Origin of the sequence: Prevotella sp. oral taxon 376, from assembly GCF_003043945.1 — a bacterium.
Lineage (GTDB): Bacteria > Bacteroidota > Bacteroidia > Bacteroidales > Bacteroidaceae > Prevotella.
Genome location: NZ_PYXG01000002.1, coordinates 551,947 through 573,915, shown reverse-complemented (window position 1 = coordinate 573,915; position 21,969 = coordinate 551,947). Strand labels below are relative to the sequence as shown.

Here is a 21,969-nt window from a genome sequence, read left to right as displayed (position 1 = left end):
CTTTGTTTGTACCAACTGGGCTATCTATGTAATTCTGTTTAACGGTAAGAGGGTGTATCAAACTGAAGTTTTATGCAATAGTAAACTATAAGTTTACCTACAAGGATAAAAACCAACTACTGAACGAAGATACTCCAAGAAACTGCACTAAACAATTTCTTGGAGCGTTCACTATTTCTTCAAATGCCTCTTTAGTTTTCTTTGTTCTTGCTTGATTTGATCCTGTTGTAGCAACAATTCCGCTTGCCGTTGCAGGGCTTGCTCATAATCAATGACCTTCTGTTGCATCTGCTGAATGGCTTTGGGATTGCGATGCATTATGAAGATACTATCGAGATGAGCGAAGTCCAAAGTTGTGGCTTTGCCTTGCATGCGCAGATAGCGATAGCGGAGGTCGTAATCGGAGGCGGTTTGCAGTTGATTGGCTCCCATGGCGAAGAACCAGCAACTGACCATGACCAGCCCGCAAACTAACAGGAGTAGCATGCGCTCGGCTAATTGTACGCTGGCAAAGAGCGAGTAGCTCTTATACTCTACGGGCTTTTGTTGCTCACGGATGAGCTGTTGCAAGGTTTCAAACTTCGGGTCGAGTTTCTTGCTCGACTGCGAGAGTGCCTCCAAAACAAAAAGTTGGTGCTCCTTGATTTTGGCTTGCGTCTCTTTGGAAAGATGAATTTGCACGGTTTCTTGCGTTGTAGTGCGCGGTGCTATTGAGTTGGTAGGCTGTTCTGCAAGCGTGGTGCGTAGTTCTGCTTGCGCCTTACTAATGGCTTTACATTCTTGTTTGAGTTCTTCGAGAATATCGAGAACTGGTGCTATTTCGTTGTTCATACATTTATCATTTTGAGATGATTAAATTCTACGTTTGCGGTTGGCTCTGTTGCGAAGTTTCTTTTGGAATCGGAGTTCATCAACGTCTACGCCTCCGCTGGGCATCGGCATCGTAAAGATTTCGTCAAGTGCATCGGATAAGTCGCTTGCAAATCCGCTCTCATCTATCGAATGTGCCATTGGCTCTTTCGATAGATGTTGCTGTGCCTGTTGAATGTTTCGCTCTATCTCTGCATTGAGGCGCGAGAAAGAACAGGAGCGGTCTATCTTTGAGCCACTGAAACTGCAACCGTCTTTCTCGAAGATGATACCTTGCACAACATCCGTATTGCCTTTCGTCTTGAAACGAGTGGCAATGCCTTGTTTGTTTAAGTCTGTGACAAAGTCTTTCCAATTGTTCGATTTGGGCAAAACTGCTTTGATTCCATCGAATATCTCATAGCGCAACTTGTCTTCACCTCGCAGTCGGTGGCGATTTACCGCCTTTTTCCCTTCGCCAAGTGTCAAACCGTAGCGCTCGGAAAGTTCTCGGCAAATCTTCGTAGAGCGGTATTTCTCATTGCGATCGCTGATGGTCTTGCCATCATTGCCAATGCGATTGATGCAAATGTGCAAGTGCGGATGCAGACGGTCGCTGTGCCTTACGATAAGGCTCTGCGTGTCTCCGTAGCCCATTTTCTCTAAATACTCATTGGCAATCTTCACCATCACATCATCTGTCAATCGCTCGGCATCGCTGGCAGAGAACGAGAGTATCGTATGGCAGACGGGCTTCTGCACGTTCGGGCGCATAGAGGCTTGCAGAGTGAACTCGTCGGCGCATAGGTTTTGGTCGATAAAACCAATGTTATTACTCGCTAAAACCTTAGCTTTTCCTTTCTCTTTGCTAAGCATATAATTGATAACTCCTCCGAAGTCTGCGCCTTTAATAATCTTTGCTATCATGGTTTCAAGCGTTTGATGAGTTCATGGATGAGGACTTTGAGTGCATTCAAGTCTTCATTGAGTGCATAAATACCAAAGGCATTGAGTCGATGGGCTATCTGATTGAGATTGTTTGCCATACCCGAGACTGTGCGGATGAGTTGCATCTCTTCGGGTTTGATGCGTGCCTTGACTTCTGCTTTTGTGATGAGCTGTCGCAAAAACTCGGTACGAGTAATAGAGGCTTCTCGTGCTTTGCCCAATAAAGTGTAGTACTCCATCGTATTAAGCCGGAGAAGCACTTGGTATCTTCGTTTCTCTGATAAAGTCTTGGTGGGTCGCCCACCTTTATTCTTCTGTTCCATTTTTTTATTTTTTGATGAGACCAACGGGATTTTTACCTCCCAATGGTAGGAGCAAGTAGGTTTTGAGATACTCAAAACACAAACTTGCTTCACAAGTACACACTATCTTCTGATGCCACGTTTCGTAGTCGGTAATAACACCTGTTTCTCTTTGATTTTGGATTGAGCAACGAGCCATTCGTTAAGGTCTTTGTGCTCTTGGTAGCGTGTAGAACCATCAACGATTTGCGGACATATTTGCTTTAAAACAGCAAAGGATTTACGCCCGGCATCGTCATTATCCAGAAAGCCTTCTACTTGCTTGTAGCTTTTTATCTTCTCTTGTATGCGTGGTAAAAGAGCCAAAGAATTAAGAACTATGGTATCGCAGGTTGAAGAAGGATTTAGCGTTTGCCACGAAAGAAAATCCATAAACCCTTCGAAGATTTGTAAAACGTCTGTGGCTTTACTAATAGTTGTAATTGCCTTCGGGGCGATACATCCTTTGAAATACATATTGCGGATTTCCCATCCCAAAGCATCGTTTGCAAATCCAATGGCATAGTATGTCCGATTCATATTTTGGAATAGAACTTCCGAGCAGTAGGCGCTGGCTACGGGAAGAGGAATAGAACGTGCTGCGAGATAGCGGAGCAAATAGGGATTGGAGAGCGGTTGCGCAGATAGGATTTCCAATTTGCGCTCGGAGATTTTTCTTTCACCGCCAAAAGAAAATTCTTGATGCGCTACTTGTTTAGCACCACTCAAAAGCCTGATGGCTTCGCTGATAGTGCAACGATGTAAAGCGCATACAAGGTCGATGATGTCGCCATGTTCGCCCGAGCCGAAGTCGTACCACTGGTTGCGCTCTGTATTGACTTTGAAGGATGGTGTGCTTTCATTGCGCAGCGGAGAGTAGTACCAATAGTGAATGCCTTGTACTCGTGCTGGCGCATAGCCCTGTTGTTGCAAATAATCTGTGATAGAAATTTGCTTGATATTTTGTATTTCCATTGTAATTCTGTTTTAAGTTGAAATGAAATTGCTCTAGCCTTTTTCTTTTGGAGGCTGGTTGATTCTTGTTTGGTCGGACGGTTGTACACTATAGGCACCCATTTGCGACCGACCAAACTCGTTTCTCTTTGGTCGGATTGGTTCAGGTATATATAGCCTGTGTCCGACCGACCAAAGGTTTTAGGGTAGATAGTCTTGGTTGAGCCGATATTTTCCTCGTTCTTCCTTTATCAGCATACCTTTATTGAGCAGAAATTGTAGAAGTTCTTTGATTTTGGTTTGCCCATAAGATTGACCTACGACCTCCGCATAAGCCTTTTTGAGTGCTGCAATGAGTTCGCCATAGGGTAGGACTTCACGCAAAGAAAAGGCTTGTGTCAATGCTTTGCGATGTTCCGTGTCGCTTAGTTCGTGGTAAGAATAGCGGTGAGGTTTGCGCTCATTGTCCGTGTAGGTCTGGTCGATTTCAGGAACGCACACCTCATCTTCCATTTCCTTGAGCCGAAAAGCAAATTTGTCGAAAGGCTTGGAACGAATGATGGCAGGGGCAACGATGCTTCGCTCGGGCAGCGTGTTGTCCCTCGTGACTTGCAGGACGGTCTCTGCCTTGTTGTTGAGTTCTGTGCCGATATGTCCTCGTGCGTTGTCGTCTCCTTTATTGAGGTGAAGCACGGTCTGAATGTGAATATTCTGTTCGCTCGTCCACTGCATCAGGTCACCCACCAACTTGGTTGCCTCTGTGGAGTTGTTGATGTCGAGCATCAAATCTCGAATGCCGTCAATGACTACCAGTCCCACGTTAGGCGTGTTGTAAATTGCATAGCGGATGATTTCTCTGCGCTCATTAGGGTCAGCAATGGCTCTAAGGTGGCTAAATCTCAAATATTCGGGTTCTCTATCAATCGGCAGTCCTGCTAATCGCAGAATGCGCTGCATCACGAGTTGGCAATGATAAGGGCTTTGTTCCGTGTCAAAGTAAAGAATAGTGCGTTTACTTTCAGGAAATGATGCTTTATATTCCAGCACCTGCCCATTGACAAGAGCTGCTGCAACGATGGCACTCACATTGAAAGTCTTCTTGGCTTTCGCCTTACCTGTCGAAACACTGAAGTTGCCCAGCGTACCGATGATTGCTTCACCTGCTTGCAGTACAACTGGAGGAAGCGAGAACTCGTCCCTAACGTGAATGAGCGATGCTTTCCAAATATTTTCATAATCTGTCGTGTTCATCCTCGTCCTCCCATCTTTCGCCCTGCCAATTCCAGCGCAAGGTCGGCATCAACAATAATCTTACGACCAACTTGTGTAATGGCACGATTGATTTTACCACTCTGCTTTATACGGTTAGCTGTAGGCAAACTACACCCGAAGAGGCGTGCAATGCCTGCTAAGCCGTACACATACCGTTTTTCTTCTTTGGTGGAAGCATTTGTAGATTCCCTGCTCGTGGATATATTACCGTGTTGTGCAAGGAAAAGTAATTCTTCACCAGTCATCTGCCAAACAGGCTTGTCTAGTAATTCGTTTATCGTCATAATCCAATTGTTTTGAAATGAATAACTCGCCCTTGCGCATAGGGCATTCAGTCAGGTCTGACGATGCAAAAGTAGAGAGCTTTTAATGTTATTCCAAAAGGTAGGGATACAGCGAGAAGTATAGGGAAATGCAAGGAAATCAAGGACTATCAAAAACGCTCAATACATATTCAAAAAGTGGATAGTTTTGGGTAAAACGATATTCGTTTCCAATCATCATTGACTACTTAAGAGATTATGTTAGTATCCTTTCATAAGAAAAATTATCCTATCAGTATTAATTCCATCTTTTCTTCGTTTTATTATATTAATGTTTCTACCTTTGTAAGTGAAACAACAACAATCCTATGAAATATCAGTGATTGAACATAGTATTATAAAGATACGTTGGGGCGTATAAGGCATCTTTTCCAAAGGATTATTTCATTTTGGAATTATGCCTTTCAAAGAATAATTAAAGATGAACAAGAGCAACAAACACTTTAAAAGGAAAAGGCAACAACCTACTCCTAAACAGAAGAAACAAAAAACGATAGCAAAATCGTCAATTAAAGGCGATTATACATTTGAAGCCCAAATGCGCGCTATGGGTAAGCGCTTGCTTGAGGTCTTTAAGGATAAAGATACTGTCAATGCAACTTTAAGAGAGCATATTGAGACAATTGAGGGCTATTTCAGGAGATATGATTCTGTGCAGTTGCTTGGAAGCATTGGATTATATTTATTAGATAACCTTCCCAATCTTGAAAAGTATTTTATGGCACAGATGAATGGCACAGAGATGCATCTAGACGAAAATGCTGAAGTGATAGCGGAATATGCAATGAACTTTGGTCTTTCAATGCCAAATGATGGCATAGATAACCCCACAGATGAAGTCGTTAAAGATTTGAGAAATCGATTGAGGACCTTGTTTATGACATATATCTATCAAGATATGCCTTTAGTTGATGATCCTATGCAGTCCATTGATTGGATGATTCATATGGATACCATCGCTGTTCGTGGTGATGGTTATCAAGTTCATGTGTATGAAGTATTTAAAGAAATGTTCTTCCCACATACGACCTTTTACCAACAGCAATTCGGCTATAGTGTTGACCAACTATTTGATTTCTTTATGGATCTGGAAAATAGGGTTATATGCAAGATATGTAGCCAAGATACTATCTATGGTACAACAAAGATGCATGATCGGTGGGTGAAATGGGAAGAAAAGACTTTTGGCCCTATTGGCAATGAAGCTAGATTAGAGAATAAAGATTTCTCAAAAGGTATATTTGGTGCGTTCTTTGAAGCAAACCCAGATGTACCGCATACGGAAAATGGCATGCAATTCCTTATGTATCAACCAGATGATTATAGAGGATCTGATATGATATTTTGGGTCTATCCTCAAAGCGAGGTGGAGACAAGAATCCTAGATTCTCTTTCTATGAAATTTGGTGATAATTCTGCTTTTCTTGTAGAAAGCGAGTTCAAAGGCAGTATTATGAATGGTCATAGTATTTTTGAGAAGCCGTTCGTTAAAGATGATGATAAATATTATTGCTTTACTCCTATGATTCCTCATAGAAATCTGTTCTTGATTGCAGAAAAGCTTATGATGCGCGATGGAGCCTATTACCAGAAGAAATTCCAGCAGAACACAAGTCCGATTAGCCGAGACGTTTATATTGAGAATAAAGTAAAGTCTGTTATGGAGTCATTTCTATCAGATGTCACATTTTATTCTTCTGTACATTACAAGATAGTAGAGAATGAGGTAGAAAAGAATTTAGAACTAGATATTCTTGGCGTTTCAGATAAGGCCGTCTATATTATAGAAGTTAAAGCCCATGAACTTTCTTATAAGGACAGAGTTAGGTTGGATGGAGCCAAGTACAAATTCAAGGCATCTGTAGCTGAGGCATGTAAACAATGCTGCAGGTCAGTTGATTTTATCAATAACTCAACAGAACCTATATTTGGCACACAACAAGGGACAGTTTTAATTAACAAGACAAAACCAATATACAAGATAGCTGTAACCTTTCAGCATTATTCTTCGTTGTTGGGACAGATGGATAAACTTGTGGCTGCCAGTTTGATGGAGGAACGCTTCCGTGATACATGGGTTGTGTCATTATTTGACTTGATGGTTGTTGCTGACTTTGTTGAATCAGAAGATGAATTTTTATCTTATCTTGACATGCGAAAGATTATTAATACTAATCATAGTACATTTCATGATGAACTTGATTTGCTAGAACAGTTTCTAAATGAATCTCTTGCAGATAAAGTGAATACAGATAAGCCTATGGTGATTATTGGAGGTTCTAAGCATATTGATGAGGAGTATGCCAAAGATTTTAATTTTCCAATAAATCCTGAAACCTATAATCCACAATCTTAAACAAAAATCCTTTGAGGGATTTTCTATGCAATCAGTAAATATTGTTTCTCCGAAGTTTTTTTGGGTGTAATAAAGGGTGTAAATCACGTAACTCGTTGATTTACACCCCTGTTTGCGGAGAGAGAGGTACCGCTGATTAGTTGAAGATGAAGTTTGTGCCTTCCTCTTCGTCTTTTGTCTCTAGGCTTTTCTTTCTGGTCTGGGGCTGCTTTTTGAGTTGTCCGTTCTCGTCGAACAGGCCGTAGGTGGTGCGCAATACGGTGAATTCCGTCCGGCGGTTCAGTTGGTTACAGGTCTCCTGCTCCTCATCCTTCTGCTGTTTGATAAATTCTTCGGTCAATACATCTCCCTCCTTGAGCCAAGGATATTTGGCGGCAGTCTTCTTGTTGATGGTCTTGGGTTTCTCCTTTCCATATCCCTTTGGGGTCAGGCGGTCTTTCGTAATGCCTTTGTCGATAAGATAATTGACCACCGACTCTGCCCGCCGCTGCGAGAGGACCTTGTTGTATTCTGCCGAACCCTTATAGTCTGCATGGGCACTTAGCTCTATCGTTACATTCGGATTCTGGTTGAGAAGGCTCACGAGCTCGTCGAGCGCGGTCTGGGATTCCGGCCTTAAGGTGGCCTTGTCGAAGTCGTAGAAGATGTTGTCGATAAGTACGGGTGCCGAGATATTTGCCAACGGGAACTGCAGGACGGTCTCATCCGACTCTTCGGTCTTCCTCACGCTCACTTCTTCCTTATGGTTCAGGAAGCCCTTGCAGGTAGCCAGAAAGATATAGTCTACGCCCGGTTTTACTACCTGCGTGAACGAGCCGTCTCGATGCACGCTAAGTTTCTGGTTGGTTCCGTCGTTTCCCACGATGTAGACTTGTGCCTGGGGGAGCTCGTATCCGTCGATTTCATACACCCAACCCTTGACGGTATTGACGATTTCGGGGTTCTCGAAGGCGAAGATGTGATCCCATCCTCTGCCGTCTCCTCTGTTTGACGAGAAGTATCCTCGATTGTGCGGGCCCTCGAAAGTCATGCCGAAGTCGTCGCCCTGAGAGTTGAGCGGGTATCCGGGATGCTCGAGTTCATATCGTCCTTCACGGTTGACCTTGGCAATATAGATGTCGAGCCCGCCCAGTCCTCCATGTCCGTTGCTGGAGAAATAGAGGTCTCCGTTCGGCCGGAAAGTGGGAAATTCCTCATCGCCTTCGGTGTTGATGGGACTTCCCAAGTTCTCTACTCCGGCCACTCCTGCCGATGTGAGCCTTACCCGCCAGATGTCAAGACCGCCCATGCCGCCAGGCATGTCGGAAGCGAAATACAGCCACTGTCCGTCGGGAGAGACGGCCGGATGGGCATAGCTTGATAGCGTGTCGCGTGTGAGTTGCAGTTCGTTTGCCTTTCCCCAAGCCGCATCGGATCGGCTGGAAGTTACGATTTGTGCATAGCGAGGTGCGCTGGGATCGGTTGTGCACAGCGTTAGATACATCTCGCGTTGGTCAGGGGAAAAGCAGCAGGCTCCCTCGTCGTAGGCAGTGTTCAGTCCTCCGCTTACCGGTTCGGGCTTGCCCCATTTGCCTTTGTCGTCTTTTTCCGAGATGAAGATGTCTCCGTTCTTGGCTCCGGTAATACCGCTTAGTTCATCGCCTGCGGCTTCATTGCGTGTACTTGTAAAGTAGAGGCGGTTGTATTCGTCGCCTGCGAGCATCGGAGAGTAGTCAGCTCGTCGGGAATTGAATATCGCCATGCGTTTCACGGTGTAGCGTGAACCGAGTTCTTTCACTTGCTTGGCATTCTTGGCAGCCTGCAGTCCGGTCTTTGCCAGTTGGTTGCCGGGTAGGGAGTCGGCCACAAATTGGAACTCGTCGGCCGCCTCTTTGTAGGAGCCGTTTTTCATGAGTTGTTGGGCTAACGACAGGTGGTCGTCGATATTGGCCTTGTTGTATCGGATGGCATTCCTATAGGCTCCGACGGCACGCTGGTGCTGGTTGATCTTCCCATAGCATTGTGCGATTTTCTGTGCGAGCATTCCCCGTCGGTCTCGTTCTTTTGGCGGGGTGGCCTGATAGGCTTTGCGGAAGTATTCTCCCGCATCATAATATTCGCCCAGGGCCAGACTTTTCTCACCTTTCTTGATATTTCGCTCGATGCTGCACCCTGTCAGGAGCGTCAGCGCAATCAGCAAACCGTATATATAGAGGCTTCTACGCATCTTTTGTTCTTTCTTGTATAACGGACCATGCGGTGGATTATTGCCTTGCTTTTTCCTGCTATCCGGCGGATGGGGAGCAGGCGAGAGCATTTAGGCTTTTTCCTCGAACGGCAGGCGGAAGTCGCACCCGTTTTTCCAGTTGCTGCATCCGTAGGCGGCTTTCCCTTTGATGACGGTGCCCTTGCCGCATTTGGGACAAGGCTTGCCGATGATCGTGTCGTCAGCTTTCAGCCGCGGAGCTTGCCGCCGAGGACTCTTCTTCCTCAGGTCGGCCTCGGTAGTAATGGCCACCCGTCGGTTGGAATTGTCGCTCAGCACATCGTTGACGATGTTGCCGATCTGTTCTTTCAGTTCGTTGACAAACTGTTGAGGATCATAGGTCTTGTACTCGATGTCGCGCAGTTTCTTCTCCCAGATGCCCGTGAGCTCACAGCTTGTGAGCAGTTTCTCGTGGATGGTGTCTATGAGTTCGATGCCTGTGGGAGTGGCAAGCAAGTTCTTGCGTTCGCGGCGGATATAGCGGCGCTTGAAGAGAGTCTCTATGATTCCGGCTCTCGACGATGGCCTTCCGATGCCGTTTTCCTTCAAGGCGGCACGCAGTTCCTCGTCTTCCACGAACTTTCCGGCCGTCTCCATGGCTCGGAGCAGCGTTGCCTCGGTATAGTATTTGGGTGGCGTGGTCCACCTCTCGGTAAGGGTGGGCGTATGCGGACCCGTCTCGCCGACGGCGAACGAGGGCAGGGTGCGCTCTTCATCGCCGCTCTTGGCGTCTTCTTCGTCGGCTTTCTGCTCTTCCTTTGCATATACGGCATGCCATCCGGGGTCGAGGATTTCCTTGCCGCCGACCTTGAATTCCACTTCATCGACCGTTCCCATGACCGTGGTGGTGGAGAATTTGCAGTCGGGATAGAAGACGCTGATGAAGCGGAGGGCTACAAGTTCGTAGACATTCTTCTCCATATCGGTGAGCCCGCGGGCAGGAACGCCGGTGGGAATGATGGCGTGGTGGTCGGTTACCTTCGAGGTATCGAACACCTTCTTGTCCTTGCGGAGTTTTTTCCCGATGATCGGTTGGGTGAGCGAGGCATAGTCGTCCAGTCCCTTGAGGATGGCGGGGCACTTGGGATAGATGTCGTCCGAGAGGTATTGCGTGTCCACACGGGGATAGGTGGTGAGCTTTTTCTCGTAAAGGCTCTGTATGAGCTTGAGCGTCATGTCGGCCGAATAGCTGAACTTCTTGTTGCAGTCCACCTGCAGCGAGGTGAGGTCGTAGAGGTGAGGCGGCGTTTCCGTGCCTTTCTTTTTCTGCACTTCCGTAACCGCGAAAGGCTTCCCGGCTATGGCCTCGAAGGCTTTCTCGCCGTCTTCCTTGCTGAGAAACTTACCTTTGGTAGCCGTGAATTGCGTGTCGCGGTATATCGTTGCCAGAATCCAGTAAGGCTCGGGCTTGAAGCCGTCGATTTCCTTCTGCCGGTTCACAATCAGCGCAAGGGTGGGCGTCTGCACGCGTCCGATGCTCAACACCTGTCGGTTCTGCCCGTATTTGAGCGTGTAGAGCCGGGTGGCGTTCATGCCCAGGAGCCAGTCGCCGATGGCTCGGGAGAGCCCTGCCAGATAGAGGCTCTGGTATTCGTTCTGGTCTTTCAGCCGCCCGAATCCCTCTCGGATGGCCTCGTCGGTCATCGAGGAAATCCACAGTCGCTTGACCGGACAGGTGGCGTTAGCCCTCTGCATCACCCATCGCTGAATCAATTCGCCCTCCTGACCGGCGTCTCCGCAGTTGATGATGCCGTCGGCCGCCTGCATGAGCCGCTCTATGATGGCGAACTGTTTCTTGATTCCGGCGTCCTCGATGAGCTTGATGCCGAAGCGTCGCGGTATCATGGGCAGGGCGGCGAGGCTCCAGTGCTTCCAGTTCTCGCTGTAGTCGTTGGGCTCCTTGAGGCAGCAGAGGTGTCCGAAGGTCCATGTAACCTGATACCCGTTGCCCTCCATATAGCCGTCATGGGCGGCCGTAGCTCCGATGATTCGTGCTATATCCTTGGCTACGCTGGGTTTCTCGGCAATGCAAACTATCATTTTGGAAAATTCTTTCTGAAATGCAAAGATACGAAAAATATTTTAGTCGGTGGCAGGATCACCGGTTATTTGTTTCATGAAAGGCTACGGGCATCCTGACGAAATCGGCGAGATAGTGCGACGAAATCGGCGAAATCGTGGCACGAAACCGCCGATTTTGTCCCACTGGCAGCGGCAAGAAGAAAATCCGGAAGCCGCCGGAGGGTGTGCCGCCAGCAGCCTTTCGGCTTCCGGCGTCCCGCCCTGATTAAAATTATTGCTTAAAAATATCGTTAAAAGGAACGGTAACTCTGGGAATTTTGTTACCTTTGCAATGAAATCACTCGATACGAATCTAATAAAGAAGAATAAGAAGTGCATATTGCAATTGCGGGAAACATTGGCAGCGGCAAGACCACATTGACCACGCTGCTGGCAAAACACTACGGCTGGATTCCACACTTTGAGGCCGTGGACTATAATCCTTATCTCGAGGATTATTATAAGGACATACCCCGTTGGTCGCTTAACCTCGAGGTGTTTTTCCTCAAGGAGCGCTTCAAGGACTTGCTTGCCATTGCGAAATCAGAGAATACCATCATCCAGGATCGCTCTATCTACGAGGGCGTCTATGTGTTCACGGCCACGAACAAGGCGATGGGCAATCTCTCGGATCGCGACTTCGACACCTATATGGGGCTGTTCGAGTCGATGATGATGATCGTGAAATATCCCGACCTGATGATCTATCTGCGCGCCTCGGTGCCGCATCTCGTGGCCAATATTCAAAGGCGCGGGCGGGACTATGAGCAGACAATGCCGCTCGATTACCTGACGAATCTCAACGACAGATACGAGGATTTCATCTTCAATAAATATAAGGGAAAGGTGCTTGTGGTGGATGTTGATGACCTCGACTTCCAGCATAACCCGAAAGAACTGGCGCAGATCGTCGACAAGGTCGATGCCAACCTCTTCGGCCTTTTCTCTGATCAGGACGAATAATCAAACCTTACAGTTATGCACATAGCAATAGCCGGAAACATTGGAAGTGGCAAGACCACCCTCACGAAGATGCTTTCCAAGCGTTACGGATGGAGGCCTCACTTCGAGCCTGTTGACAACAATCCCTACTTGGAGGACTATTATGCCGACATGAACCGATGGGCTTTCAACCTTCAGATTTACTTTCTGAACAAGCGCTTTCGTGATGTAGTGGAGATATCGAAGAGCTCCGAGACCATCATTCAGGACCGCACCATCTTCGAGGACGCACGAATCTTCGCCCCGAACCTCCACGACATGGGGCTGATGAGCGACCGCGACTTCAACAACTATACCGATCTTTTCGACCTGATGATGTCGCTCGTGAAGTTGCCCGACCTCATGATCTACATCCGCTCGTCGATTCCGAACATCGTGGAGCAGATAGAGAAGCGCGGCCGCGACTATGAAAAGTCGATCCGCATAGACTATCTTCAGGGGCTGAACAACCGCTACGAGGAGTGGATAGCGGGCTATGAGGGCAAGCTGATGATAGTAGATGGCGACAAGCTGAAGTTTGAGAGCAATCCGAAAGATTTCCAGCTGGTTACCGATACCATAGACGCGGAGCTCTATGGACTGTTCCCTTTCCAGGACGCTAAATAGGATCAGGGCTCGAACTCGTTGATTCTTTCGACGATATAGGTGTATTCCTGTCTGTCTAAGCATGGATAGACGGGAATGCTTATTTCCTCCCGATGAATCTTTTCGGTGATGGGCAGCCGGAGTTTCGCAAGTTCCTGACAGCACTCCTGGCGGTGGGGCGGGACGGGGTAGTGAATCATCGTCCCGACGCCGTGCAGCCTCAGGTGTTCCTGAAGTTTGTTGCGGTGCTCACAGAGAACGGGGAAAATGTGCCAGACATTGTCTTCCTGGCTCGGTAATGGGTTGTGAACCGTCGGGTTGACGATGTTCTTTAGATAGAAGTCTGCTATCTTCCTGCGCTCCCGGTTGTCCTCGTCAAGGTATTTCAGCTTTACATCAAGCACGGCGGCCTGTATCTCGTCCATCCTGCTGTTCTTGCCCTTGTAAGGGAAAATATACTTCTCGCTGCTCCCGTAATTGCCTAATGCCCGGACTATGGACGCCAGTTCGGCATCGTCGGTGGTAACGGCGCCGGCGTCGCCCAGTGCCCCGAGGTTCTTCCCGGGATAGAAGCTGTGGGCGGCGGCATCGCCCAGCGAGCCGGTCCTGCGGCCCTCAAACTCGCATCCGTGTGCCTGCGCGTTGTCCTCGATGAGCTTCAGACGATGCTTTTGGCATATCTCCGCTATCTTGGGAGTAAACGAGTTCCGGCCATAGAGATGGACGATCATGACGGCGCGGGTCCTTTCCGTGATGGCTTCCTCTATCTTCTCGTCGTCAATCTCATAGGTCAGGAGACTTGGTTCCACAAGTATCGGCTTGAGCAGATTCTCCGTAATGGAGAGTAGGGAGGCGATGTATGTGTTGGCCGGGACGATGACCTCATCGCCGTCTCTTAATACGCCCATCTCCTTGTAGGCACGGAGAATGAGCGTGAGGGCATCCAGCCCGTTGGCGCACGATATGCAATGGCGGGTCCCGATGTAGCCGGCATAGTGAGTCTCAAACCTCTCCACGGCCTGTCCCTGCAGGTATCTGCCGCTGTCCACCACCTCTCTCACGGCATCCTGAATCTGCTCAAGATGCTGCGAAGTAACCCGTTTCAAGTCTTGATATGCTATCATAAGTCCCATTCATAAGTGTCGTAGACAACGCTCCTGCCGCCATATCCTTCCTTGTGGGCTATCAGGCCTTCGTTCAGGATGCTGCCATTCTGCTCGGTGGAGCTGCCGAAGTCGAGATAGGGATATGTCGTATAGTCATGGTACACGACCCGTTCGTAGATTGCTTCCATGGCTCCCAGCTCTTTTCCTTCTGTGTTGGTGGAGATGTATTGGCAGTGAACTACCTGCGGGGTGATGTAGAACAGGATGCCTCCGATGATGTGCCCGTCCTTGTAGGCGCTGTATTGGATGATGTTCTTGGGGAATCGCGATTTCAATAACGCCATCTCCTCGAGCGTGTGGACGGGCTTTGCCTGAAAGCGGTTCATCAGGTTCTCTTCCAGGATTTCCCAGAATTCGGCGAGGGGAGCGTCGCTTTTGACGCAGATGCCACCATCCTTTGCCTTGCGGAGTTGGCGCAGATGATTCTTGCGCCAGCGCAGGTGCTGCTGCATGAAAATCGTCGTGCCGATGTTTCTCGACCGCAGTCTTGCCCCGCATTTCCAGTAGATTGCATAGAGGTCTTCTTCTGACGGGTGCACATGATAGATCCAGGGGACGGGGCGATAGACCACCTTTCGGAAGCCTTGTGCTCGCAGCCAGCCGTTGAGTTCCTCAAATAAGGCACATGTGTCGGCGGCCTTTACGCGGATGTCCATGAGCAGGCCGCCATAGGTAAGGCCGAAATGAGAATAGAGCGTAGTGCCTTTCTGGTGAGCCGGGAGGAGCGCATAGAGTTTCCCGTTCTTGTAGAACAAGAGCGAAAAGTCTTGAAACCGGTCGGCATGATAGTCCATGTAGTCGCGATAAAACAGGAAGGTAGCGTTCCTTGCCCTGCTCACATATCGGTCCCAGAGCAGCTTGTCCTCGGTTGTATATCGTCTTATTTCGAACATCGCAGGTATTCAAGGTATTCATTGAAGTCGCGGATATAGTCGTCTTCGCTGAAGAACTCCGAGGCCAGAACCAAGCAGACGGCACCCGAAGAGAAGTCGTCGAGGGTGCGCCATGTACCCGTTTCCACGAGAAGGCCTTGATAGGGGTGGTTCAGGAGATGGGTTTTCTGTTCCGTTCCATCACTTAGGGTAACGGTAAACGACCCGCTTACGGCGATGATGAACTCGCTGCATTTGCGGTGGGCATGCCCTCCCCGGTTCTCTCCCGACGGCACATCATATACCCAATAGGCTCTCTTGATGTCAAAGGGGATGTCTTTCAGTCCCTCCGCAACCGTCAGGTTACCCCGGGGATCGGCAATTTTAGGGAGGTCTATGATTGTTCCGAGTCTCATTTCTTCATATAAGGATCTGTGCCGAGGACGGTTTTCGCCAGCCGTTTTGCCTTGTCGCGTAGGGCGTTGAGGTCGTCGCCAATCTCCCCGTAGCACAGCGTAACGCCCATTCTGCGCCCCACATGAGCCACGGGCTTGCCGAAGATGCGGATGCGGGTATGGTCTTCCCGCAGGGCCTCCGACAGGTTATAGTCGAGCGGCCCGTCGCTCTCTACGGGTGAGAGGATGACTGCCGAGCAGCCGCAATGCTCCAGATGGATGGCGGGAATGGGCCATCCCATGACGGCTCGTAGATGCAACTCAAACTCGCTGAGGTTGGTGGTATGCCCGAGGGTAACCATGCCCGTGTCGTGCGGACGGGGCGAGAGCTCCGAGAAAATGACCTCTCCCTGCCGGGTGAGGAAGAACTCCACGCCCCAGATGCCATAGCCGGTGAGCGCCTTGGTTATCTCGTCGGCCATGTGCCGGGCGGCCTTGAGCGCTTTGTCCGATAGGTGATAGGGCTGCCAGCTCTCGCGATAATCTCCGCCTTTCTGCACATGTCCGATGGGCGGACAGAACAAGGTGGGGCCGTTTTTCTGGGTAATGGTGAGCAGGGTGAATTCTGATTCGAAGTCGATGAACTCCTCGATGATGACCTCCCTGGCGTCTCCGCGCCCTTCTTCCATGGCCTCGCGATACGCCTCCTGCAGCTCGTCGTCGTTGTGGACATAGCTCTGTCCGTGTCCGGAAGAGCTCATCAGGGGCTTGACCACGCATGGAAAGCCGATCTCATCGGCTGCCCGCTTGAACTCCTCAAAGCTTCTCGCATAGAAATACCTTGCCGTCCGCAGTCCTAACTCTTGCGACGCGAGGTCTCGGATGGCCCGGCGGTTCATCGTGCAGTGCACGGCCTTGGCCGACGGGACCACCTGAACGCCCTCCTTCTCAAACTCAAAGAGCCTCTCGGTGCGGATGGCCTCAATCTCGGGAACGATGATGTCGGGACTGTGTCGGTGCACCACGGCGGCAAGGGCGTCGCCGTCGAGCATGGAAAACACCTCGTGCTCGTCGGCCACCTGCATGGCCGGTGCGCCCTCGTAGTTGTCGCAGGCGATGACATAGAGCCCTGCCCGCTTGGCCGCTATCGTAAATTCCTTGCCCAGTTCGCCGGAACCGAGGAGCATGATTTTCTCCATCTTGCCTTTCTTGAATTATCGTTTTCCGTACATCTGTTCGTAATACTTCTGGTAGTCGCCGCTCGTTACCTCCTGAATCCACGGCTGGTTCTCGAGGTTCCAGCGGATGGTCTTCACGATGCCGTCGGCAAACTTGGTCTCGGGAACCCATTCGAGGTCGTTCTTGATCTTGGTGGGGTCGATGCCATAGCGGGCATCATGGCCGAGCCGGTCTGCCACGAAGGTGATGAGGTGGTCGTTGATCCAGTCGATGCGGATGTCTCCGTTCTCGTCCGGCTCTTGCTTCCTGAGCACCTTGCGTAGCTGCTTGTCTTCCTGCATCATGTCGTGGATGGTCTTGATGACGAGCTTCACGATGTCGATATTCTTCATTTCGTTGTGCCCGCCTACATTGTATACCTCACCTTCCTTTCCTTCCCGCACCACCATGTCTATGGCCTTGCAGTGGTCCTCCACATAGAGCCAGTCGCGAATGTTCTCTCCCTTGCCGTATACGGGCAGTTGCTTGCCTTCGAGGATATTGTTGATAATCAGCGGGATGAGCTTTTCCGGGAAGTGGTAGGGTCCGTAGTTGTTGGAGCATCGGGTGATGCTCACGGGCATGTGATAGGTGTCCCGGTAGGCCATTACGAAGAGATCGGCACTCGTCTTGGAAGCGGAATACGGACTGTGGGGGCACAGCGGGGTCTGTTCCGTGAAGTATCCCGTGGCCCCCAGGGAGCCATAGACCTCGTCGGTGGAAACCTGATGGTATCGCTTGCCCGGCTTCCAGACGGGGCGCCCCTGCCCGTCCTTTCCCGTAACCCATGCCCGGCGGGCTGCGTCGAGCAGGTTCTGCGTGCCGAGGATGTTGACGCTCAGGAAGAGCTGAGGGTCTTCTATGGAGCGGTCTACATGGCTTTCGGCCGCGAAGTTGACCACATAGTCGATGTCGTAGTCGGCAAACAGCCGGTCGGCGAGTTGCCGGTCGCGGATGTCGCCTTTGACGAAAAGGCAACGCTCGTTGTCTATGTCGTCCTTGATGGTGCCCAGATTACCGGCATAGGTGAGGGCGTCGAGGATGATAATCCGGATGTCTTCGTTGGCATATTTCCTGTGGAGGAGATACTTGATGTAGTTTGCACCGATGAAGCCGGCGGCTCCTGTTACCAGATAAGTTTTCATATGCTTCTAAGTCTTATGATTATTATGTTGTTAAAAGTTATTCTTCAGATTCCGTATTCTTGACGACGAACATCATGGCGGATGATGTAATATCACATTCTGCTGCTGTGTTCGCCGAGCATGATGACCTCGCAGTCGGTGAATTTCTTTCCTTCGACGGTGAGGCGGACCATCGTACGCTCCCTGTGCCACCCCTGCATGCCCGCCGCTCCGGGGTTGATGTGCAGCAGGTTGAGCGTCTTGTCGAACTTCACCTTCAGTATATGCGAGTGTCCGGAGATGAAGAGGTCGGGCGGGGAGGCATAGATGCGGCTCCGGATGGAGCGGTCGTAGTTGCCGGGATAGCCGCCGATGTGCTTCATCAATACATCCGCCTCCTCGCAGCGGAACCGCAGCACCTCGGGATAGCGGCGCCGGATGTCCTCGCCGTCTATGTTTCCGTGGACGGCGCGGAATAGCGGCCGCATGGCCTCAAACTTGTCGGCCACCTCCAGGGAGCCGATGTCGCCCGCATGCCAGACCTCGTCGCAGGAGTCTAAATATTGTATATATTTTTCATCCCAATATCCGTGAGTGTCGCTGATGATTCCTATCTTTTTGGTCATTTTTAATCTCTTGATATCCAGTTGGTTATGAGCCGCATTTCAAAAGACGGCCTTTTGCCTTCCTTTTAACCGTTATCTGCCGGCCTTTTAACGGCTAAAAGCTCGCCTTTTAACGGCTTCCTACTTTCCTGTTTGCCGCTTGCAGGTTTATGTGTAAAATCTTTTCCTGATAAAATCAGCAATGAGCTTTCCGGTTTCCTCCACTCCCAGTATGCTTGAATTGACGCAGAGGTCGTAGCCCTCGCTGCATCCCCAGCGCTTTCCGGTATAGTAATTGTAGTAAGAGGCGCGACAGCTTTCGCCGTCCACGATAAATCTTTGGGCTCTTTCCTCGCTGAATTGGTGCCGCTCGGCCACCCTCCGGATGCGGTCTTCCATGTTGGCAGTGATGAAAATGTCTGTCTTGTCGGGGTTGTCGCGCAGCACATAGTCGGCCGTGCGACCCACGAACACGCAGTTGCCTTCGGCCGCCGCCTTCTTGATGGCATTGCTCTGGAACTGGTAGAGGCTCTCCTGCGAGAAGTCGTTCTTATAGAAATTGCCTTCTCCGAGCAGGGGTACATGGATGTGGAAGAGCGACTTCGCGAAGCCTTTCCTTTCATCGTTCTGTTCAAAGAACTTTTCCGAGAACCCGCTTTCCTTGGCGGCGAGATTCAGGATTTCCCTGTCGTATAGTTTCGCGCGGAACTCATTGGCCAGCATCTGTGCGATGATGCGCCCGCCGCTGCCTATCTGCCGGCCGATGTTAATGATTATCTTCTGTTGCTCCATGTTGCGTTTCTTTATATTGTTTGTTGAATTTTCTCATATAGATAGTCATGATCGCGAGGGCCACCACCGCTGCCGTACCGTCTGATACGGGCAGGGAATACCACACGCCGTCGATGTCCCAGAAGCGGGGAAGTATCAGCAGGCAGGGCAGGAGGAAGAGCAGCTGCCTTGAAAGAGAGAGGAAAATGCTGATTTTCACTTTCCCTATGCACTGGAAAAAGTTGGTTATCACCATCTGGCTGCCTATTACCGGGAAGAGAAGCATATTGATGCGGATGGCCTTGATGGACATTTCGATGAGCGTGGCGTCGGTCGTGAACATGCGTGCCAGCAGGTCGGGGATGAGCATCCCGATGGCCCAGCCCGTGGTCATGATGGCTGTCGCCGCAAGGATGGACAGTTTCAGTACATGCAGCAGGCGGTCGATCTGCAGACTGCCGTAGTTGTATCCGGCAATGGGCTGCATGCCTTGGTTCAGCCCGATGACGACCATGATGAATACAGTGGCCACTCCGTTTGAGATGCCATAGGCTCCTACGCTCAGGTCGCCGCCATAGCTGACGAGCTGGTTGTTCATGAAGATGACGATGATGCAGGCGCAGGCGTTCATCAGAAACGGGGAGATGCCGATGCCGACAATGTTCTTCACAAGGTCGGCTTTCAGTCTGTAGATGCCCCTTTTCAGGTGCAGAAGCTCTTTCTTGTCGGAGAAAAGCCTCATCTGATATATCAGTGCGAGGGTCTGCGAGAGCATGGTGGCAAAGGCAGCGCCCCGTATTCCCCAGTGCCACCACCATATGAAGATGATGTCGAGCAGGATGTTCATCGCCACGGTGAATATCGTGGCATACATGGCCTGCCTGGGCTTGGAGGCTGCGCGGAGCACGGCATTCATGCCGAAGTACATGTGCGTAACCATGTTTCCGGCCAGAATCACCTGCATGAAGTCGCGGGCATAGGGCAGGGTGGCATCGCTCGCTCCGAAGAAACGGAGTATGGGGTCGAGGAAAATCAGGCAGACGACGGCGAAAAGAAAGCCGACGATGAGGTTCAAGGTTACCGTGTTTCCCAGCAGGTTTTCTGCCGTGTCGTAGTCTTTCTGGCCTAACTTCACGGAAATGACCGTCGAGGCTCCCACGCCCACCGCTGCCCCGAAGGCTCCGGAGAGGTTCATGAAGGGAAAGGTGATGGCGAGCCCCGAGATTGCCAGCGGCCCTACCACCTGCCCGATGAAGATTCTGTCGATTATATTGTACAGAGAAGAGGCGGTCATAGCGATGATGGCCGGAAGGGCATACTGCCACAACAGTTGCCCGACGGGCTTGCTGCCCAGCTCCAGCGTCGCTTTCTTGTTGTCCATTGGATCGATTTTGTATGATGCAAAGATAGCAAAAAACTGAGAGACCACAATATAAATAAGGTGTAAAATTTGGAATTTAGCGAAAATAGCACTACTTTTGCAATACGGTTTAGGAGCCAAGATTATGAGAAAAATACTTTATATACTGGTGCTTTTGTTGCTTTGCAATCCCGCGCGGGCCCAGAAAATAGCTTTCCCCGGCGGCAAGACCTATCTTTTCCGTGTGCAGCTGAGGGATAAGAAAGGCACGAAATACTCTCTGAAACATCCCGAGAAGTTCCTGTCGGAGCGGTCGTTGCGACGGCGTGAAAGGCAAGGCCTGAAGACCGATTCCACCGACCTGCCTTTGTCCCAGAAATATCTTGACGAGCTGAACGCGGCAGGATTCGAGGTTGTCGGCGGGAGCAAATGGAACAATACGGCCTTGGTGAAGCTCACAGACTCGCTGAATGCCGGTGGATTGGCGGCTTTTCCGTTCGTAACGGGCGTGAGGTGCGTGTTCCATTCGCCCGACTCCATCTCCCGTCAGAGGGTCTTTCCTCTGAAGAGCGATACCACGGAGGCCATTCCCGGGAAACCTTACGGCAAGGCGACGAGGCAGATCGAGCAGCTCAACGGCCGGAAATTGCATGAAGCGGGCTTTCGGGGGAAAGGCATGCTCATAGGCGTTATCGACGGCGGCTACATGAATGTAGACATCATCCCGGCGTTCAAGGATGTCGTGATTGTGAGCACGCACGACTTCGTATATCCTTATAAGTCGGATATTTACCACCTGCTTGACCATGGTACGATGGTGCTTTCCTGCATGGCAGTCGTCGATTCGTTCCGCTATGTGGGCACGGCTCCCGAGGCTCACTATATGCTCTTGCGTTCGGAATACGGTCCGACGGAGAGCCTGTCGGAAGAAGACAGCTGGGCGATGGCCGCTGAATATGCGGACTGCGAGGGGGTGGATGTCATCAACAGTTCGCTGGGCTATGCCCAGTTTGATGACAAGAGCACCAATTTCAGGTATTCCGAGCTCGACGGCAAGAGCACTTTGATCTCCCGGACGGCGTCTATGCTTGCCGACAAGGGTATGATTCTGGTTTGCAGTGCGGGAAATTCCGGCGATGAGCCGTGGAAGAAAATCACGCCTCCCGGCGATGCGGAGAATGTCTTGACGGTGGGTGCCGTCAACGCGAAAGGGGTTAACACCAACTTCAGCTCTCTCGGCCCGTCGCAGGACGGACGGGTGAAGCCCGATGTAATGGCCCTTGGCGGGACAGCCCGGGTATTCAATGGGCGAGGCGTCAACTCTACGGCGAACGGCACATCCTTTGCCTCCCCGATCTGTTGCGGTATGGTCGCCTGTCTATGGCAGGCGCTTCCCGGGAAGACAGCAAGGGAAATCATCGGACTGGTAGGGGCGAGCGGCGATCGTGCGAGCATCCCCGACAATGTGTTCGGATATGGAATCCCGGATTTCTGGAAGGCTTATCAGATGGGAAAATAAATT

General features: G+C 50.4%; 20 protein-coding genes. 4 read left to right on the top strand and 16 right to left on the bottom strand.

The window, feature by feature from the left end; translation table 11 throughout:
• Positions 1 to 171 precede the first annotated feature (171 nt).
• From C7120_RS11975 to C7120_RS11950, 6 genes are all read right to left on the bottom strand, one after another.
• Positions 172 to 831 (bottom strand): hypothetical protein, encoded by a 660-nt coding sequence (locus tag C7120_RS11975; RefSeq protein ID WP_107621882.1) that lies wholly within the window; start codon positions 829 to 831, stop codon positions 172 to 174.
• A gap of 21 nt (positions 832 to 852) precedes the next feature.
• Positions 853 to 1,776: a relaxase/mobilization nuclease domain-containing protein gene (locus tag C7120_RS11970; protein WP_107621881.1), complete on the bottom strand. Its 924-nt coding sequence runs from the start codon at positions 1,774 to 1,776 to the stop codon at positions 853 to 855.
• Positions 1,773 to 2,120, bottom strand: a complete 348-nt coding sequence (mobC, locus tag C7120_RS11965) for a plasmid mobilization relaxosome protein MobC (RefSeq protein ID WP_088439464.1) — start codon at positions 2,118 to 2,120, stop codon at positions 1,773 to 1,775. Before mobC ends, C7120_RS11970 begins: the two co-directional genes overlap by 4 nt.
• Before the next feature lie 102 nt (positions 2,121 to 2,222).
• A complete protein-coding gene (locus C7120_RS11960; protein ID WP_107621880.1) occupies positions 2,223 to 3,113 on the bottom strand; it encodes a toprim domain-containing protein in 891 nt (296 codons plus the stop codon).
• Between the two features lie 180 nt (positions 3,114 to 3,293).
• The gene (locus tag C7120_RS11955) at positions 3,294 to 4,343 is read right to left on the bottom strand and encodes an AAA family ATPase (protein WP_107621879.1); all 1,050 of its coding nucleotides are present in this window, start codon (positions 4,341 to 4,343) and stop codon (positions 3,294 to 3,296) included.
• Positions 4,340 to 4,648: a DUF3853 family protein gene (locus C7120_RS11950; protein WP_107621878.1), complete on the bottom strand. Its 309-nt coding sequence runs from the start codon at positions 4,646 to 4,648 to the stop codon at positions 4,340 to 4,342. The genes C7120_RS11955 and C7120_RS11950 overlap by 4 nt, the downstream gene beginning before the upstream one ends.
• A gap of 460 nt (positions 4,649 to 5,108) precedes the next feature.
• Here C7120_RS11950 and C7120_RS11945 point away from each other — a divergent pair, with 460 nt between their 5' ends.
• Positions 5,109 to 7,043, top strand: a complete 1,935-nt coding sequence (locus tag C7120_RS11945; protein WP_107621877.1) for a hypothetical protein — start codon at positions 5,109 to 5,111, stop codon at positions 7,041 to 7,043.
• 136 nt (positions 7,044 to 7,179) lie between these two features.
• On the opposite strand, the gene C7120_RS11940 is transcribed toward C7120_RS11945, so the two are convergent.
• Complete coding sequence (locus C7120_RS11940) at positions 7,180 to 9,249, bottom strand: OmpA family protein (RefSeq protein ID WP_107621960.1); 2,070 nt, start codon at positions 9,247 to 9,249, stop codon at positions 7,180 to 7,182.
• Positions 9,250 to 9,339: 90 nt separating this feature from the next.
• On the bottom strand, positions 9,340 to 11,328 hold the full coding sequence (locus C7120_RS11935; RefSeq protein WP_107621876.1) for a DNA topoisomerase 3: 1,989 nt from the start codon (positions 11,326 to 11,328) through the stop codon (positions 9,340 to 9,342).
• A gap of 354 nt (positions 11,329 to 11,682) precedes the next feature.
• Here C7120_RS11935 and C7120_RS11930 point away from each other — a divergent pair, with 354 nt between their 5' ends.
• Together C7120_RS11930 and C7120_RS11925 are read left to right on the top strand one after the other, a co-directional pair.
• Positions 11,683 to 12,312, top strand: a complete 630-nt coding sequence (locus C7120_RS11930) for a deoxynucleoside kinase (RefSeq protein WP_107621875.1) — start codon at positions 11,683 to 11,685, stop codon at positions 12,310 to 12,312.
• Positions 12,313 to 12,327: 15 nt separating this feature from the next.
• Positions 12,328 to 12,957: a deoxynucleoside kinase gene (locus tag C7120_RS11925; protein WP_107621874.1), complete on the top strand. Its 630-nt coding sequence runs from the start codon at positions 12,328 to 12,330 to the stop codon at positions 12,955 to 12,957.
• Between the two features lie 2 nt (positions 12,958 to 12,959).
• On the opposite strand, the gene C7120_RS11920 is transcribed toward C7120_RS11925, so the two are convergent.
• The 8 genes from C7120_RS11920 to C7120_RS11885 form a co-directional block, all read right to left on the bottom strand.
• Entirely contained in the window at positions 12,960 to 14,060 is a 1,101-nt protein-coding gene (locus tag C7120_RS11920) for a DegT/DnrJ/EryC1/StrS aminotransferase family protein (RefSeq protein ID WP_107621873.1), read from the bottom strand.
• Complete coding sequence (locus C7120_RS11915) at positions 14,057 to 14,995, bottom strand: GNAT family N-acetyltransferase (RefSeq protein WP_107621872.1); 939 nt, start codon at positions 14,993 to 14,995, stop codon at positions 14,057 to 14,059. Before C7120_RS11915 ends, C7120_RS11920 begins: the two co-directional genes overlap by 4 nt.
• Positions 14,983 to 15,390, bottom strand: coding sequence for an FdtA/QdtA family cupin domain-containing protein (locus tag C7120_RS11910; RefSeq protein WP_107621871.1), 408 nt, complete (start codon positions 15,388 to 15,390; stop codon positions 14,983 to 14,985). Before C7120_RS11910 ends, C7120_RS11915 begins: the two co-directional genes overlap by 13 nt.
• Complete coding sequence (gene purT / locus C7120_RS11905; RefSeq protein ID WP_107621870.1) at positions 15,387 to 16,568, bottom strand: formate-dependent phosphoribosylglycinamide formyltransferase; 1,182 nt, start codon at positions 16,566 to 16,568, stop codon at positions 15,387 to 15,389. Before purT ends, C7120_RS11910 begins: the two co-directional genes overlap by 4 nt.
• A gap of 15 nt (positions 16,569 to 16,583) precedes the next feature.
• A complete protein-coding gene (rfbB, locus tag C7120_RS11900) occupies positions 16,584 to 17,732 on the bottom strand; it encodes a dTDP-glucose 4,6-dehydratase (RefSeq protein WP_107621869.1) in 1,149 nt (382 codons plus the stop codon).
• Positions 17,733 to 17,824: 92 nt separating this feature from the next.
• Positions 17,825 to 18,337 carry a metallophosphoesterase gene (locus tag C7120_RS11895; RefSeq protein WP_107621868.1) on the bottom strand — a complete coding sequence of 171 codons (513 nt, stop codon included), beginning with the start codon at positions 18,335 to 18,337 and terminating at the stop codon, positions 17,825 to 17,827.
• Between the two features lie 147 nt (positions 18,338 to 18,484).
• Positions 18,485 to 19,108 carry an AAA family ATPase gene (locus C7120_RS11890; RefSeq protein WP_107621867.1) on the bottom strand — a complete coding sequence of 208 codons (624 nt, stop codon included), beginning with the start codon at positions 19,106 to 19,108 and terminating at the stop codon, positions 18,485 to 18,487.
• Positions 19,083 to 20,468, bottom strand: coding sequence for an MATE family efflux transporter (locus tag C7120_RS11885; RefSeq protein WP_107621866.1), 1,386 nt, complete (start codon positions 20,466 to 20,468; stop codon positions 19,083 to 19,085). Before C7120_RS11885 ends, C7120_RS11890 begins: the two co-directional genes overlap by 26 nt.
• 124 nt (positions 20,469 to 20,592) lie before the next feature.
• On the opposite strand from C7120_RS11885, the gene C7120_RS11880 reads away from it, so the two are divergent.
• The gene (locus C7120_RS11880; RefSeq protein ID WP_107621865.1) at positions 20,593 to 21,966 is read left to right on the top strand and encodes a S8 family serine peptidase; all 1,374 of its coding nucleotides are present in this window, start codon (positions 20,593 to 20,595) and stop codon (positions 21,964 to 21,966) included.
• Positions 21,967 to 21,969: the final 3 nt, after the last annotated feature.